The organism is Pseudomonas sp. AK181 (assembly GCF_051122975.1).
Taxonomy (GTDB): domain Bacteria; phylum Pseudomonadota; class Gammaproteobacteria; order Pseudomonadales; family Pseudomonadaceae; genus Aquipseudomonas; species Aquipseudomonas lactis.
The window spans coordinates 6,396,098-6,416,363 of the sequence record NZ_CP146348.1; the positions used below are offsets into that span (position 1 = coordinate 6,396,098).

The window sequence follows — 20,266 nt, forward strand, 5'->3', positions numbered from 1 at the left end:
TGACCGTACGTCGGAAAGTTCAAAAAGCGGAACTGCTTCACACATGTAGGACGGTTCGCCGCATAAATATCAATGTGACATTACTAGGCCGATTGTTTAGGATGGCGACCATAAGGTCAATAGTTTGGCACAAACTAGATAGCTAAAAAATCCAGCCAAATATTTGACGTCAATGCATTTATAGACTACGCCCCCAGATTGGCAGCGCTAATAGCGTGCTGCGAAATGGATTTGTCGAAACGGATCGCCGGAGAAAATTTTAATGAGCAGTGTTGTTGCCATCGTCAAAAGCATTGTTGGTCAAGTTTTCGTAATTTCTCCGGAAGGTGCTCGCCGCGTTCTCGTTGAAGGTGATCGCTTGTTCGCGGGTGACCAGATCGACACCGGTATGTCGGGCGCCGTGAGCCTGGAGCTGGCCGACGGCCGCATCCTGGACCTGGGCCGTGACACCCAGTGGAGCGCCGATATGCCGGACTCCACCGCCGACCTGGCAGCGGCCAGCGAGCAAGCCGCGCCATCGGTGGCCGAGTTGCAACAAGCCATCGCCGCCGGCGCTGACCCGACCACCGACCTGGAAGCCACCGCAGCTGGCGCAAACGCTGCCGGTAACGGTGCCGCCGGGGGTGGCCATAGCTTCGTGGTGCTGGATGCGACCGCCGGCCGCGTCGATCCGACCATCGGTTTTCCAACCGGCACGCTTGGCCAAGGTACTTCGGCTCTCAACGCGCTGACCGGCGCCCCAGGCTCCGCTGACGCGGGCAACTTGGTGCTGCAGCCGTCGACCCTGTCCGTGAGCGCAACGCCCACCATCACCGAAGCCGGTGGTGTGCTGACCTACACCGCCACCGTGACCAGGCCCTCCACCAGCGACCTGACCGTCACCTTGTCCAATGGCGCGGTGATTACCATCCCGTCCGGCCAACTGACCGGTACGGTCAACGTTCCTCTGGCCCCTAACGACACCCCCTACAACGACCCGAGCCAGATCAGCGTGGGCGTTACCGGCACCAGCGGCGGCGGCAACCTGGTATTGACCATCGACCCTAACCCGGCCGTGACGCAGATCACCGACACCATCGACACCACCACGGTCACCTTGACCGCTGGCTCGACCGTAACCGAAGGCGGGCAGATCACTTACACCGCCACCCTGACCAACCCGGCGCAAACGCCGGTGAACGTCACTTTGAGCAATGGCTCGGTGATCACCATCAAGGCCGGTGAGTCGACGGGTAGCGTTGTGGTTGATACACCGGCTAACGATGTCTACAACAATGGCTCGACTGTCAGCACCACGATCACGGGCGCAACGGGCGGTAACTTCGAGAATCTGGTACCGAATACCACGCCTGCGGTCACCACCATTACCGATTCGATCGACACCACCACGGTCACTCTGACCGCAGGTTCGACCGTGACTGAAGGCGGCCAGATCACCTACACCGCCACCCTGACCAACCCGGCGCAGACGCCGGTGAACGTCACTTTGAGCAATGGCTCGGTGATCACCATCAAGGCCGGTGAGTCGACAGGCAGCGTTGTGGTTGATACACCGGCTAACGATGTCTACAACAATGGCTCGACCGTCAGCACCACGATCACCGGTACAACGGGCGGTAACTTCGAGAATCTGGTACCGAATACCACGCCTGCGGTCACCACCATTACCGATTCGATCGATACCACCACGGTCACTCTGACCGCAGGTTCGACCGTGACTGAAGGCGGCCAGATCACCTACACCGCCACCCTGACCAACCCGGCGCAGACGCCGGTGAACGTCACCTTGAGCAATGGCTCGGTGATCACCATCAAGGCCGGTGAGTCGGCGGGTAGCGTTGTCGTTGATACGCCGGCTAATGATGTCTACGTCAACGGCAGCACCGTCAGTACGACGATCACGAGCGCGACTGGCGGCAATTTCGAGAGCCTGGTGCCGAGCACCACGCCAGCGATTACCACCATTACCGATTCGATCGACACCACCACTGTGACGCTGACAGCGCCAACCGAGGCGAACGAAGGTGGTCAGGTTACGTATACCGCAACGCTTTCCAACAAAGCAGGCACTGATGTAACGCTGAAGTTGGATAACGGTTCGTCGATCACGATCAAGGCTGGCGACACTGTTGGCACCGTGACTGTGCCTGCGCCTACCGATGACGTGTTCATCGACAAGAGCACGCAGACCGTTCAGATCACTGAGACCTCTGGCGGCAACTTCGAGAAATTGGAAGTTGCAGGCAATGGCGCAACAACGACGATCAACGACACCCTCGACAAAGTTGATGTGGTGCTGACGGCGACCACTACCGTTGGTGAAGGCGGCAATATCGTCTACACCGCTAGCCTTGTGGATAAGAACGGCGCGCCGGTGACTAACATCACCAACCCGTTGACCGTCACTTTGGATAACGGTCAGACCATTACCATCGGTGTTAACCAATCCAGCGGCACCGTTACTACCGTGGCGCCAGACGATATTTATAAAGGCGATCAGACCGTCACTGCTGCTATCAAGGGTGTGACCGGCGGCGAGCACTTTGAAAATCTGGTTCCAGGTACTACGCCGGTTAACACCACCGTTACTGATACACCGGGTACCGATAACACTACTACCGTAACGCTGACGGCTCCGTCCGAGGCGAGCGAAGGTGGTCAGATCACTTACACCGCGACCTTGAGCAACAAGGCCGGTACTGACGTCACGTTGAAGCTGGATAACGGCTCTTCGATCACTATCAAGGCTGGCGACACCGTTGGCACTGTGACCGTGCCTGCGCCTACCGATGACGTGTTTATCGATAAGAGCACCCAGACGGTCAAGATCACTGAGACTACTGGCGGCAACTTCGAAAAACTCGAAGTCGCAGGCAGCGGCGCAACCACCACCATCAACGACACTATCGACAAGGTAGATGTGGTCCTGACGGCCACCACCACCGTTGGCGAAGGCGGCAACATCGTCTACACCGCTAGCCTTGTGGATAAGAACGGCGCGCCGGTGACTAACATCACCAACCCGTTGACCGTGACTTTGGATAACGGCCAGACCATCACCATCGGCGTAAACCAATCGAGCAGTAGCGTTTCGGTTCTGGCTCCTGATGATGTGTACAAGGGCGACCAGACCGTCACCACGGCTATCAAAGGCGTGACCGGCGGCGAGCACTTTGAAAATCTGGTTCCAGGTACTACACCGGTTAACACCACCGTTACTGATACACCGGGCACCGATAACACCACTACCGTAACGCTGACAGCTCCGACCGAAGCGAATGAGGGTGGCCAGATCACCTATACCGCGACCTTGAGCAACAAAGCCGGTACTGATGTAACGCTGAAGTTGGATAACGGCTCTTCGATCACCATCAAGGCTGGCGACACCGTCGGTACTGTGACCGTGCCTGCGCCTACCGATGACGTGTTCATCGATAAGAGCACTCAGACCGTCAAGATCACCGACGCTTCCGGCGGCAACTTCGAAAAACTGGAAGTTGCAGGCAACGGCGCAACCACCACGATCAACGACACCATCGACAAGGTTGATGTGGTGCTGACGGCGACCACTACCGTTGGTGAAGGCGGCAATATCGTCTACACCGCTAGCCTTGTGGATAAAAACGGTGCGCCGGTGACCAACATCACCAATCCGCTGACCGTCACCTTGGACAACGGCAAGACCATCACCATCGGTGTGAATCAGTCGAGTGGCTCTATCACCACCATCGCGCCGGATGATGTGTACAAAGGCGACCAGACCGTCACCACCGCCATCAAGGGTGTGACCGGCGGCGACCACTTTGAAAATCTGGTCCCTGGCACGACGGCGGTGAACACCACCGTTACGGATACCCCAGGCACCGATAACACAACCACGGTTACGCTGACTGCGCCAAGTGCCGTTAATGAAGGCGGTCAGATCACCTACACCGCGACCTTGAGCAATAAGGCCGGTACTGACGTCACGCTGAAGTTGGATAACGGCTCTTCGATCACCATCAAGGCCGGCGAGACCGTCGGCACCGTAACCGTGCCTGCACCTACCGATGACGTGTTTATCGATAAGAGCACGCAGACCGTTCAGATCACCGAGACCACTGGTGGCAACTTCGAAAAACTGGAAGTCGCAGGTAATGGCGCAACCACCACGATCAACGACACTATCGACAAGGTCGATGTTGTCCTGACCGCCACTACCACCGTCGGCGAAGGCGGCAATATCGTCTACACCGCCAGCCTTGTGGATAAAAACGGCGCATCGGTGACCAACATCACCAATCCGCTGACCGTCACCTTGGATAATGGCAAGACCATCACCATTGGTGTGAATCAGTCGAGTGGCTCTATCACCACCATCGCGCCGGATGATGTGTATAAGGGCGATCAAACTGTCACCACCGCTATCAAAGGCGTGACCGGCGGCGAACACTTCGAAAACCTGGTCCCAGGTACCGATAACGTCACCACAACTGTGACTGATACACCGGGCACCGATAACACCACTACCGTGACGCTGACGGCTCCAACCGAGGCGAGCGAGGGTGGTCAGATTACGTACACCGCGACCTTGAGCAACAAGGCCGGTACCGACGTCACCTTGAAGCTGGATAACGGCTCGTCGATCACCATCAAGGCTGGCGAGACCGTTGGCACCGTGACCGTCCCTGCGCCTACCGATGACGTGTTCATCGACAAGAGCACTCAGACCGTCAAGATTACTGATGCTTCCGGCGGCAACTTCGAAAAACTCGAAGTAGCAGGCAGCGGCGCCACCACCACGATCAACGACACCATCGACAAAGTGGATGTGGTCCTGACCGCCACTACCACCGTCGGCGAAGGCGGCAATATCGTCTACACCGCCAGCCTTGTGGATAAAAACGGCGCACCGGTGACCAACATCACCAATCCGTTGACCGTCACCTTGGATAATGGCAAGACCATCACCATTGGTGTGAATCAGTCGAGTGGCTCTATCACCACCATCGCGCCGGATGATGTGTATAAGGGCGATCAAACTGTCACCACCGCTATCAAAGGCGTGACCGGCGGCGAACACTTCGAAAACCTGGTCCCAGGTACCGATAACGTCACCACAACTGTGACTGATACACCGGGCACCGATAACACCACTACCGTGACGCTGACGGCTCCAACCGAGGCGAGCGAGGGTGGTCAGATTACGTACACCGCGACCTTGAGCAACAAGGCCGGTACCGACGTCACCTTGAAGCTGGATAACGGCTCGTCGATCACAATCAAGGCTGGCGAGACCGTTGGCACCGTGACCGTCCCTGCGCCTACCGATGACGTGTTCATCGATAAGAGCACGCAAACCGTTCAGATCACCGAGACCACTGGTGGCAACTTCGAAAAACTGGAAGTCGCAGGCAGCGGCGCGACCACTACGATCAATGACACCATCGATAAAGTCGATGTTGTCCTGACAGCCACCACCACCGTTGGCGAAGGCGGCAATATCGTTTACACCGCCAGCCTTGTGGATAAGAACGGTGCGCCGGTGACTAACATCACCAACCCGTTGACCGTCACCTTGGATAACGGCCAGACCATCACCATCGGCGTCAACCAGACTAGCGGTAGCGTTTCGGTTCTTGCTCCTGATGATGTCTATAAAGGCGATCAAACCGTCACCACCGCTATCAAGGGTGTGACCGGCGGCGAGCACTTTGAAAATCTGGTTCCAGGTACTACACCGGTTAACACCACCGTTACTGATACACCGGGTACCGATAACACCACTACCGTAACGCTGACAGCTCCGACCGAAGCGAATGAGGGTGGACAGATTACGTACACCGCCACGCTTTCCAACAAAGCGGGCACTGACGTAACGCTGAAACTCGACAACGGTTCAAGCATCACGATCAAGGCTGGCGACACTGTTGGCACTGTGACCGTACCTGCGCCTACCGATGACGTGTTCATCGATAAGAGCACGCAGACTGTCCAGATCACCGAGACCACTGGCGGCAACTTCGAAAAACTGGAAGTCGCAGGCAACGGCGCAACGACCACGATCAACGACACCATCGACAAGGTTGATGTGGTTTTGACTGCCACCAACACTGTTGGCGAAGGCGGCAACATCGTCTACACCGCTAGCCTTGTGGATAAAAACGGTGCGCCGGTGACTAACATCACTAATCCGCTGACCGTTACCTTGGACAACGGCAAGACCATCACTATCGGCGTAAATCAGTCGAGCGGCTCTATCACCACCATCGCGCCGGATGATGTGTACAAGGGCGATCAAACTGTCACCACCGCTATCAAAGGCGTGACCGGCGGCGAGCATTTCGAAAATCTGGTTCCAGGTACTACCCCGGTTAACACCACCGTTACTGATACACCGGGCACCGATAACACCACTACCGTGACGCTGACGGCTCCGACCGAGGCGAGCGAAGGTGGTCAGATCACCTACACCGCGACCTTGAGCAACAAGGCCGGTACTGACGTTACCTTGAAGCTGGATAACGGCTCGTCGATCACCATCAAGGCCGGCGACACTGTTGGCACTGTGACCGTGCCTGCGCCTACCGATGACGTGTTCATCGACAAAAGCACCCAGACCGTCCAGATCACTGAGACCACTGGCGGCAACTTCGAAAAACTGGAAGTTGCGGGCAACGGTGCGACCACCACGATCAACGACACCATCGACAAGGTGGATGTAGTTCTGACGGCCACTACCACCGTTGGCGAAGGCGGCAATATCGTCTACACCGCCAGCCTTGTGGATAAAAATGGCGCAGCGGTGACTAACATCACCAACCCGTTGACCGTGACTTTGGATAACGGCCAGACCATCACCATCGGCGTAAACCAATCGAACGGTAGCGTTTCGGTTCTTGCTCCTGATGACGTTTACAAGGGCGATCAGACCGTCACCACCGCCATCAAAGGCGTGACCGGCGGCGAGCATTTCGAGAACCTGGTGCCTGGTACTACCGCGGTGAACACCACCGTTACGGACACACCGAGCACCGATAACACCACCACCGTTACGCTGACAGCGCCGAGCGAGGCGAACGAAGGTGGGCAGATCACTTACACCGCGACCTTGAGCAACAAGGCCGGTACTGACGTCACCTTGAAGCTGGATAACGGCTCTTCGATCACGATCAAGGCTGGCGAGACCGTTGGCACTGTGACTGTCCCTGCGCCTAGCGATGACGTGTTCATCGACAAAAGCACCCAGACCGTCCAGATCACCGAGACCACTGGCGGCAACTTCGAAAAATTGGAAGTTGCGGGCAACGGCGCAACGACCACGATCAACGACACGATCGACAGGGTTGATGTGGTCCTGACGGCCACCACCACCGTCGGCGAAGGCGGCAATATCGTCTACACCGCTAGCCTTGTGGGTAAAAACGGTGCGCCGGTGACTAACATCACCAACCCGTTGACCGTCACCTTGGATAACGGCAAGACCATCACCATCGGTGTGAATCAGTCGAGCGGCTCTATCACCACCCTAGCGCCAGACGATGTGTACAAAGGCGATCAAACCGTTACCACCGCTATCAAAGGCGTGACCGGCGGTGACCACTTTGAAAACCTGGTGCCGGGTACTACGGCGGTGAACACCACTGTCACCGATACCCCCGGTACCGACAACACCACCACCGTGACTCTGACGGCGCCGTCCGAAGCAAACGAAGGTGGTCAGATCACTTACACCGCCACGCTTTCCAATAAAGCGGGCACGGATGTAACGCTGAAGCTGGATAACGGCTCGTCGATCACCATCAAGGCTGGCGAAACCGTCGGCACCGTAACCGTGCCCGCGCCTACCGATGACGTGTTCATCGATAAGAGCACCCAGACGGTCAAGATCACTGAGACTACTGGTGGCAACTTCGAAAAACTCGAAGTAGCAGGCAACGGCGCGACCACCACCATCAACGACACTATCGACAAGGTAGATGTGGTCCTGACGGCCACCACCACCGTTGGCGAAGGCGGCAACATCGTCTACACCGCCAGCCTTGTGGATAAAAACGGCGCGCCGGTGACCAACATCACCAACCCGCTGACCGTGACTCTGGATAACGGCCAAACCATCACCATTGGCGTAAACCAATCGAGCGCTAGCGTGTCGGTTCTTGCACCGGATGACGTCTACAAAGGTGATCAGACTGTCACTACCGCCATCCAAGGCGTGACCGGTGGCGAGCACTTTGAAAATCTGGTTCCAGGGACTGATAAAGTCACCACGACTGTGACTGACACACCGGGTACCGATAACACTACGACTGTCACGTTGACTGCGCCAAATGCCGTTAACGAAGGTGGTCAGATCACCTACACCGCGACCTTGAGCAACAAGGCCGGTACTGACGTCACCTTGAAGCTGGATAACGGCTCGTCGATCACCATCAAAGCGGGCGACACTGTTGGCACCGTGACCGTGCCAGCGCCTACCGATGATGTGTTCATCGATAAGAGCAGCCAGACGGTCAAGATCACCGAAACCGCTGGCGGCAACTTCGAAAAACTGGAAGTGGCAGGCGACGGCGCAACGACCACGATCAACGACACCATCGACAAGGTTGATGTGGTCCTGACGGCCACCACCACCGTTGGTGAAGGCGGCAACATCGTCTACACCGCCAGCCTTGTGGATAAGAACGGCGCGCCGGTGACCAACATCACCAACCCGCTGACCGTGACGTTGGACAATGGCAAGACCATCACCATCGGTGTGAATCAGTCGAGCGGCTCCATCACAACCGTAGCGCCGGATGATGTGTACAAGGGCGACCAGACCGTCACCACGGCTATCAAAGGCGTGACCGGCGGCGAGCATTTCGAGAACTTGGTCCCTGGCACTACGGCAGTGAATACCACTGTTACCGATAACCCAGGCACCGATAACACGACCACCGTAACGCTGACGGCTCCGGCCGAAGCAAACGAGGGTGGACAGATTACGTACACCGCCACGCTTTCCAACAAAGCTGGCACTGATGTAACGCTGAAGTTGGATAACGGTTCGTCGATCACGATCAAGGCTGGCGAAACCGTCGGCACCGTAACCGTGCCTGCGCCTACCGATGATGTGTTCATCGACAAGAGCACCCAGACCGTACAGATCACCGAAACCACTGGCGGCAACTTCGAAAAACTGGAAGTTGCAGGCAGCGGCGCGACCACCACCATCAACGACACCATCGACAAAGTCGATGTGGTTCTGACCGCCACTACCACCGTTGGAGAGGGCGGCAATATCGTCTACACCGCCAGCCTTGTGGATAAAAACGGCGCGCTGGTGACTAACATCACCAATCCGTTGACCGTCACCTTGGACAACGGCAAGACCATCACCATTGGTGTAAATCAGTCGAGCGGCTCCATCACTACCATCGCGCCGGATGATGTGTACAAAGGCGACCAGACCGTCACCACCGCCATCAAGGGTGTGACCGGCGGCGAGCACTTTGAAAATCTAGTGCCTGGTACTACGGCGGTGAACACCACCGTTACGGATACACCGGGCACCGACAACACCACTACTGTGACGCTGACAGCGCCCAACGCTGTTAACGAAGGTGGGCAGATTACGTACACCGCCACGCTCTCCAACAAAGCGGGCACTGACGTAACGCTGAAACTCGACAACGGTTCAAGCATCACCATCAAGGCTGGCGACACGGTTGGCACCGTAACCGTGCCTGCGCCTACCGATGACGTGTTTATCGATAAGAGCACCCAGACCGTCAAAATCACTGACGCTTCCGGCGGCAACTTCGAAAAACTCGAAGTCGCAGGCAGCGGCGCGACCACTACGATTAATGACACCATCGACAAAGTCGATGTGGTTCTGACCGCCACTACCACCGTTGGTGAAGGCGGCAACATCGTCTACACCGCCAGCCTTGTGGATAAAAACGGTGCGCCGGTGACTAACATCACCAACCCGTTGACCGTCACCTTGGATAACGGCCAGACCATCACCATCGGCGTAAACCAGACTAGCGGTAGTGTTTCGGTTCTTGCTCCTGATGATGTCTATAAAGGCGATCAAACCGTCACCACCGCTATCAAGGATGTGACCGGCGGCGAGCATTTCGAGAACCTAGTGCCTGGTACTACCCCGGTTAACACCACCGTTACTGATACACCGGGCACCGATAACACCACTACCGTAACGCTGACAGCTCCGACCGAAGCGAATGAGGGTGGCCAGATCACCTACACCGCGACCTTGAGCAACAAGGCCGGTACTGACGTCACCTTGAAGCTGGATAACGGCTCGTCGATCACTATCAAAGCTGGCGAGACCGTCGGTACTGTGACCGTGCCCGCTCCTACCGATGACGTGTTCATCGATAAGAGCACTCAGACCGTCAAGATCACCGACGCTTCCGGCGGCAACTTCGAAAAACTCGAAGTGGCAGGCAACGGCGCAACGACCACGATCAACGACACTATCGACAAAGTTGATGTGGTCCTGACCGCCACTACCACCGTCGGTGAAGGCGGCAACATCGTTTACACCGCCAGCCTTGTAGATAAGAACGGCGCACCGGTGACCAACATCACCAATCCGCTGACCGTGACCCTAGACAACGGCAAGACCATCACCATTGGCGTAAACCAATCGAGCGGTAGCGTTTCGGTTCTTGCTCCTGATGATGTTTACAAAGGCGACCAGACCGTCACTACTGCTATCAAAGGCGTAACCGGCGGCGAGCACTTTGAAAATCTGGTGCCGGGTACTACGGCGGTGAACACCACCGTTACGGATACCCCAGGCACCGATAACACAACCACGGTTACGCTGACTGCGCCAAGTGCCGTTAACGAAGGCGGCCAGATCACCTACACCGCGACCTTGAGCAACAAGGCCGGTACTGACGTCACCTTGAAGCTGGATAACGGCTCGTCGATCACTATCAAAGCTGGCGAGACCGTCGGTACTGTGACCGTGCCCGCTCCTACCGATGACGTGTTCATCGATAAGAGCACCCAGACCGTCAAGATTACGGACGCTTCCGGCGGCAACTTCGAAAAACTCGAAGTGGCAGGCAACGGCGCAACGACCACGATCAACGACACCATAGATAAAGTCGATGTAGTCCTGACCGCCACTACCACCGTTGGCGAAGGTGGCAATATCGTTTACACCGCCAGCCTTGTGGATAAAAACGGTGCGCCGGTGACTAACATCACCAACCCGTTGACCGTCACCTTGGATAACGGCAAGACCATCACTATCGGCGTAAATCAGTCGAGCGGCTCTATCACCACCCTCGCACCGGATGATGTGTACAAAGGTGATCAAACCGTCACTACCGCCATCAAAGGCGTGACCGGCGGCGAGCATTTCGAGAACCTGGTGCCGGGCACTACCGCGGTGAACACCACCGTTACGGACACCCCGGGTACCGATAACACCACCACCGTTACGCTGACAGCGCCAAGTGTCGTTAACGAAGGCGGCCAGATCACGTACACCGCGACCTTGAGCAACAAGGCCGGCACCGACGTGACGCTGAAACTCGACAACGGTTCAAGCATCACCATCAAAGCTGGCGAAACCGTCGGCACCGTGACCGTGCCTGCACCTACCGATGACGTGTTTATCGACAAGAGCACGCAGACGGTCAAGATCACCGACGCTTCCGGCGGCAACTTCGAAAAACTGGAAGTTGCAGGCAACGGTGCGACTACCACGATCAACGACACCATCGACAAGGTCGATGTGGTTCTGACCGCCACCACCACCGTTGGCGAAGGCGGCAACATCGTTTACACCGCCAGCCTTGTGGATAAAAACGGTGCGCCGGTGACTAACATCACCAATCCGCTGACCGTCACCCTCGATAACGGCAAGACCATCACCATTGGGGTGAATCAGTCGAGTGGCTCTATCACCACCATCGCGCCGGATGATGTGTACAAGGGCGACCAAACTGTCACCACCGCTATCAAAGGCGTAACCGGTGGCGAGCACTTTGAAAACCTGGTACCGGGCACTGCGGCGGTAAACACCACCGTCACAGATACCCCCGGCACTGACAACACCACGACGGTCACGCTAACCGCGCCTAGCGCAGTGAACGAAGGTGGTCAAATTACGTACACCGCCACACTTTCCAACAAAGCGGGCACTGACGTTACGTTGAAGTTGGACAACGGTTCTTCGATCACTATCAAAGCTGGCGATACCGTCGGCACTGTGACCGTGCCAGCGCCTACCGATGACGTCTTCATCGACAAGAGCACCCAAACCGTCAAGATCACCGACGCTTCCGGCGGCAACTTCGAAAAACTGGAAGTTGCAGGCAACGGTGCGACCACCACGATCAACGACACCATCGACAAGGTGGATGTAGTTCTGACCGCCACCAACACCGTTGGCGAAGGCGGCAACATCGTCTACACCGCTAGCCTTGTGGATAAAAACGGTGCGCCGGTGACTAACATCACCAATCCGTTGACCGTGACTTTGGACAACGGCAAGACCATAACCATCGGGGTAAATCAGTCGAGTGGCTCTATCACCACCATCGCGCCGGATGATGTGTACAAGGGCGATCAAACTGTCACTACCGCCATCAAAGGCGTAACCGGCGGCGAGCATTTCGAGAATCTGGTACCGGGCACTACGGCGGTGAACACCACCGTTACGGACACCCCGGGTACAGACAACACCACGACTGTGACACTGACTGCACCAAGTGCCGTTAATGAAGGTGGTCAGATCACCTACACGGCAACCTTGAGCAACAAGGCCGGTACTGACGTCACCTTGAAGCTGGATAACGGCTCGTCGATCACCATCAAGGCCGGCGACACTGTTGGCACCGTGACTGTGCCCGCGCCTACCGATGACGTGTTTATCGATAAGAGCACCCAGACCGTCAAGATTACTGAGACTACTGGCGGCAACTTCGAAAAACTGGAAGTTGCAGGCAACGGTGCGACCACCACGATCAACGACACCATCGACAAGGTCGATGTTGTTCTGACCGCCACTACCACCGTTGGCGAAGGCGGCAATATCGTTTACACCGCCAGCCTTGTGGATAAAAACGGCGCGCCGGTGACCAACATCACCAACCCGCTGACCGTCACCTTGGATAACGGCAAAACCATCACCATCGGTGTGAATCAGTCGAGCGGTAGCGTTTCGGTTCTTGCTCCTGATGACGTGTACAAGGGCGACCAAACTGTCACCACCGCTATCAAGGGTGTGACCGGTGGCGAGCACTTTGAAAATCTGGTGCCGGGTACTACGGCGGTGAACACCACTGTCACGGACACACCAGGTACCGACAACACCACTACTGTGACGCTGACAGCGCCTAACGCTGTTAACGAAGGTGGGCAGATTACGTACACCGCCACGCTCTCCAACAAAGCTGGCACTGATGTAACGCTGAAGTTGGATAACGGTTCGTCGATCACGATCAAGGCTGGCGAAACCGTCGGCACCGTAACCGTGCCCGCGCCGACCGATGACGTGTTCATCGATAAGAGCACTCAGACCGTCAAGATCACCGACGCTTCCGGCGGCAACTTCGAAAAACTGGAAGTTGCAGGCAATGGCGCAACGACCACGATCAACGACACCATCGACAAGGTCGATGTTGTTCTGACCGCCACTACCACCGTTGGCGAAGGCGGCAATATCGTTTACACCGCCAGCCTTGTGGATAAAAACGGCGCGCCGGTGACCAACATCACCAACCCGCTGACCGTCACCTTGGATAACGGCAAAACCATCACCATCGGTGTAAATCAGTCGAGCGGTAGCGTTTCGGTTCTTGCTCCTGATGACGTGTACAAGGGCGACCAAACTGTCACCACCGCTATCAAGGGTGTGACCGGTGGCGAGCACTTTGAAAATCTGGTGCCGGGTACTACGGCGGTGAACACCACTGTCACGGACACACCAGGTACCGACAACACCACTACTGTGACGCTGACAGCGCCTAACGCTGTTAACGAAGGTGGGCAGATTACGTACACCGCCACGCTCTCCAACAAAGCTGGCACTGATGTAACGCTGAAGTTGGATAACGGTTCGTCGATCACGATCAAGGCTGGCGAAACCGTCGGCACCGTAACCGTGCCCGCGCCTACCGATGACGTGTTCATCGACAAGAGCACTCAGACCGTCAAAATCACTGACACTTCCGGCGGCAACTTCGAAAAACTCGAAGTTGCAGGCAATGGCGCAACCACCACCATCAACGACACCATCGACAAAGTTGATGTAGTCCTGACCGCCACCACCACTGTTGGCGAAGGCGGCAACATCGTCTACACCGCCAGCCTTGTGGATAAAAACGGCACACCGGTGACCAACATCACCAACCCGTTGACCGTCACCTTGGACAATGGCAAAACCATCACCATCGGTGTGAGTCAGTCGAGCGGCTCCATCACTACCATTGCGCCGGATGATGTCTATAAGGGCGATCAAACCGTTACCACCGCCATCAAAGGCGTGACCGGCGGCGAGCATTTCGAGAACCTGGTGCCTGGCACTACGGCAGTGAACACCACTGTCACCGATACCCCCGGTACCGACAACACCACCACCGTGACGCTGACGGCTCCAGCCCAGGCAAACGAGGGTGGGCAGATTACATACACCGCAACGCTCTCCAACAAAGCTGGCACTGATGTAACGCTGAAGTTGGATAACGGTTCGTCGATCACCATCAAGGCTGGCGAAACTGTTGGCACCGTAACCGTGCCCGCGCCTACCGATGACGTGTTCATCGATAAGAGCACCCAGACCGTCAAAATCACTGACACTTCCGGCGGCAACTTCGAAAAACTCGAAGTTGCAGGCAATGGCGCAACCACCACCATCAAAGACACCATCGACAAAGTTGATGTAGTCCTGACCGCCACCACCACTGTTGGCGAAGGCGGCAACATCGTCTACACCGCCAGCCTTGTGGATAAAAACGGCACACCGGTGACCAACATCACCAACCCGTTGACCGTCACCTTGGACAATGGCAAAACCATCACCATCGGTGTGAATCAGTCGAGCGGCTCCATCACTACCATTGCGCCGGATGATGTCTATAAGGGCGATCAAACCGTTACCACCGCCATCAAAGGCGTGACTGGCGGCGAGCATTTCGAGAACCTGGTGCCTGGCACTACGGCAGTGAACACCACTGTCACCGATACCCCCGGTACCGACAACACCACCACCGTGACGCTGACGGCTCCAGCCCAGGCAAACGAGGGTGGGCAGATTACATACACCGCAACGCTCTCCAACAAAGCTGGCACTGATGTAACGCTGAAGTTGGATAACGGTTCGTCGATCACCATCAAGGCCGGCGAGACCGTCGGCACTGTGACCGTGCCCGCCCCTACCGATGACGTGTTCATCGATAAGAGCACCCAGACCGTCAAAATCACTGACACTTCCGGCGGCAACTTCGAAAAACTCGAAGTTGCAGGCAATGGCGCAACCACCACCATCAACGACACCATCGACAAGGTCGATGTAGTCCTGACCGCCACCACCACCGTCGGCGAAGGCGGCAACATCGTCTACACCGCCAGCCTTGTGGATAAAAACGGCACACCGGTGACCAACATCACCAACCCGCTGACCGTCACCTTGGACAACGGCAAAACCATCACCATCGGTGTGAATCAGTCGAGTGGCTCCATCACTACCATTGCGCCAAACGATGTCTACAAAGGCGACCAAACCGTCACCACCGCCATCAAAGGCGTGACCGGCGGCGAGCATTTCGAGAACCTGGTGCCGGGCACGACGGCGGTGAACACCACTGTCACCGACACGCCGGGCACCACCGATTTGACCACCCTCACCCTGACCGCCCCGACCGCGGTCAACGAAGGCGGCCAGATCACCTACACCGCCACCTTGAGCAACAAGGCCGGCAGCGACATGCTGGTCCAGCTCGACAACGGTTCGAGCATCACCATCAAGCAAGGTGAGACCGTAGGCACGGTGACCGTCCCGGCGCCTACCGATGACGTGTTCATCGACAAGAGCACCCAGACCGTCAAGATCACCGGCACCACCGGCGGCAATTTCGAGGGTGTGACCATCACTCCTGCGGGCGCCACGACCACCGTCAACGACACCATCGACGACGTAACCGTGGTGCTCAAGGCCACCGGCTCGGTCAGCGAAGGCGGGCAGATCGTCTACACCGCGTCCCTGGTCGACAAAAACGGCGCAGCCGTGAACAACGTGGGCTCCGACTTGGTGGTAAGGCTGGATAACGGCTCGACCATCACCATTGGCAGTGGCAAGTCCACCAGCTTCACGACGGCTACCGCACCGAACGATGCCTATGTCGGCGCCAATGATGTCAGCGCCAAGATCACCGGCGTGGTCAGCGGTGGCGACAAGTACGAGCATCTGATTGTTGACGGCAACCCTGCGGTCACCAAGGTTACGGATGTAGTGACGGACACCAAAATCAGCATCACGGGCGACGGTTCGGTCACTGAAGGTGGCACCGCCCACTACACCCTGACCTTGACCAACCCGCCGCAAACCGACGTGACCGTGACGCTCAAATACAGCGGCACCGCCACTGACGGTTCGGACTTCACCGGCGTGTACACCGTGAAGATCCCGGCAGGCTCCAGCAGCGTGCCGTTTGATATCCGCACGCTCGACGACAAGATCACCGAGCCTACGGAACAGATCGTTATCACCATCGACAAGGTCACCGGAGGCAACTTCGAGAACCTGGTGATCGACAAAGGCACCGTCACCACCAACATCCTCGACAACGATGCGCCGCCGGTGATCGACCTGGATGCCAACAACTCCAGCGGCGCCACGGGTGCCGATTACAAGACGACATTTACCGAGGGTACCGCCGGGCCGGGCGTGTCGATCGCCGACACGGATATCAAGATCACGGACCCAGACAGCACACTGCTGACGGGCGCGACGGTCACGCTGACCAACGCGCAGGCTGGTGATGCCCTGAACCTGGGCAATAGCGTGAATGGCATCAGCGTCAGCACCAACAACCAGACGGGCACTATTACCCTGACGTTGTCCGGCAGCGCGACGCTGGCTGACTACATGCAGCGTATCCAGAACATCACGTTCACCAACAACAGCCACGACCCAAGCACCACGCCGCGCACCATCACCGTGACGGTGACCGATGGCGGCAACTACTCCAACGTGGCCACCACCACCGTCAACGTGGTGGCGGTCAACGATGCGCCAGTGGCCACTGGCGGTGCCGTGACCGGTACGGAAGACACCGCGCTGGCCTTGACCTGGGCCAACTTCGGCGTGAGCGATGTGGACTCGCCACAAGCCAGCCTCGGGGTGAAAATCACCGAGCTGCCGGTGGCCGGCAAGCTGCAATACCTGGCGGCGGACGGCAGCACCTGGACCAACGTGACCAGCGGCCAGACCTTTACCAAGGCCCAGATCGACGGCGGCCAACTGCGCTTTACGCCGAACGCCAACGAGTCCGGCGCCGACGGTTATGGCGGCACCGGTGTGGGTAACAAGCAGGCGGATTACGCGCAGTTCAAGTTCCAGCCAACCGATGGCAAGGACCTGGGTACCAGCGCCACGGTGAAAGTCGATATCACCCCAGTGGCCGATGCACCGACCCTCAGCGTGGCCGACAACAGCGTCAACTCGACCGGCCTGGTCAAGCAAAGCTGGACCAGCATTTCGGGCCTGGGCAACAACGGTAACGGCGCCGCGCCGGCCGACCTGAAAAAAGCCATTGATAACGCTGGCACGCCAAATAGCACCGCGGTCATCACCAACGTCGAGTCCACCGAGAACGTTAACCCAGGCTCGGGTTCGAAGATCTCTGGCCTGATGTACATGGAAGCCGGCAAGAGCTACACCTTCAGCGGCGTGGCCGATGACAGCCTGGTGGTCAACGTTGGCGGCAAAGACGTCGCCAGCGGACAGTGGGGTGCCAGCAGCGGCAAATTCAGCGGCTCGTTCACGCCGACGACCAGCGGTTACTACAGCCTTGAGATCTACCAGGCCAACCAGGCCGGCCCTGGCAGCTTCGACGTCAACCTGTCGGTCAACGGCGGTGCGGTGCAGAACTTGAGCACCAGCAATGTACCGCTGTACACCGGCATCACCGACCTGACCAACGCCGGCGTAACCTTGTCCGACCTGCACGGCAGCAACGGCGACGGTTACTACGTGGGCTACAAGCTCAACGAAGGCCAGGAAAACGGCACCGTTAAACTGTCCAAGGTCACCACCGCGCTGACCGACACCGACGGCTCCGAAACTCTGAACGTGAAGATCAGCGGCATTCCGGCAGGCTCGGTGCTTACCGACGCGTCTGGGCACACCTTTACCGCGGGTAAAACCGTGGGCGAAGTGAATGTCACCGGCTGGGACCTGAACACCCTGACCATCAAGCCGCCGACCTACTACAGCGGCCAGTTCAACCTGACGGTCACCTCGACGTCCACCGAGAGCATCGGCGGGTCAGCGACCACCACCGCGCAATTGCCCGTCACGGTGCATCCGGCGACCTACAACCCGGTCACCGGGACGTCTGGCAGCGACACCATCAACGGTACCGATGGCAACGACATCGTCGTGGCCGACATCGGCGGGTTGAACGTGGTGCAGGGCAAGAACTACAACATCGCGTTCATGGTGGACAGCTCCGGCAGCATGAGTACCGACTCGCTCAACGCGGCAAAGGCCTCGCTGACGTCGGTGTTCAACTCGCTCAAGGACAGCCTGGGCGCCAACACCTCGGGCACGGTGAATATCTTCCTGGCAGACTTCGATACTCAGGTGAACAAGTCCGTCGCTATCAACCTCAATGACTCCAATGCACTGAATCAGCTCAAAGCCGTACTGGACTCAATGGCATCGGAAGGCGGCACCAACTACGAAGACGTGTTCAAGACCACGGCCAACTTCTTCAAGAGCGACCTGGCGACCCAAAATACCGGCGCGACCAACCTGACGTACTTCATCACCGACGGCAAGCCAACCTATTACCAGAGCGGCGAGCAGACGAACCCGACGCTGTATGCCAACGTCAAGTTCGACAGTATCGTGACGGCGACCAACTACACACCAGGTACAGCGTTCGGCAGTCAAATCGACAACACGCACTACTTCAGCATTAGCACTACGGGCGCCGCTCAATTGCAGACCTGGAACGGTTTGTGGTGGGTAGCCAGCAATCTGGGCACGGTCCGCGCCCAGGGCGACGGTACCTACGAGCTGTCTAACCGTGACGGCTTGGGTTACGACACCGACACGGCAACGGTGACCAACTCCAAAAACGCCTTTGCACTGCTGGGCGGGTTGTCGCAAGTGGAGGCCATCGGCATCAACGGCGCTGTCAGCCTTGAAGACCTCAAGCCGTACGACAGCGATAACAAACCGCAAACCAACATCGATCCGAAGGACCTGGCCAACGCCATCCTCGGCCACACCGAGGCGACGTTGCCGGGCGCAGACACCATCAACGGTGGCGACGGCAATGACATCCTGTTCGGCGACCTGGTGAGCTTCAGCGGGATCAATGGCGAGGGTTACAACGCACTGCAGGCCTTTGTCGCACAGAAGACTGGCGTGGCTGTCTCTGCGGTAACCGCTTCTAACGTTCACCAGTACGTCACCGAGCACTATGTGGACTTCGACGTCTCCGGCGCCAAAGATGCCGGCGACACACTGCTGGGCGGCGCTGGCGACGACATCCTGTTCGGCCAAGGCGGCAACGACACGCTCGATGGCGGCAAAGGCAATGACATCCTGCTGGGTGGCACGGGTAACGACACGTTGATTGGCGGCCAGGGCAACGACATCCTGATCGGTGGCTCGGGTGCCGACACCTTTGTGTGGAAGTCTGGCGACATCGGCAACGATGTGATCAAGGACTTCAAGGCCTCGGAAGGCGACCGCATTGATCTGCGTGATTTGTTGAAAGGTGAAACCGACAGCACCATCGACAACTACCTCAAGATCACCACGGTAGACGGCGTGTCGACCCTGCAAGTGAGCAGTGAAGGCAAGCTCAACGCCGCCGGTGGCCTGGCCAATGCCGATGTTACGATCAAGCTGGAAGGCAACGATTGGTCCCACACCAGCATCAACTCGCTGATCAGTGGTGCCGACCCAACCATCAAGATCGACCACACTTAAGACACGATTAATCGGCCGCCCTCCCAGGCGGCCGATTTTTTTGGCCTGCGGGTCGCTGGCTCTGGCGGACGGTGCATCGCATACTCACGC

At 57.6% G+C, this 20,266-nt stretch carries 1 protein-coding gene; it reads left to right on the plus strand.

From position 1 onward, the window contains the following. The first annotated feature begins 262 nt into the window (after nt 1-262). Nucleotides 263-20,176, plus strand: a complete 19,914-nt coding sequence (locus V8689_RS29115; RefSeq protein WP_434520666.1) for a retention module-containing protein — start codon at nt 263-265, stop codon at nt 20,174-20,176. Nucleotides 20,177-20,266: the final 90 nt, after the last annotated feature.

What these genes read in the sequence shown, in the direction of transcription:
- V8689_RS29115 (WP_434520666.1), top strand. Translation starts at nt 263, where the DNA reads ATGAGCAGTGTTGTTGCCATCGTCAAAAGCATTGTTGGTCAAGTTTTC.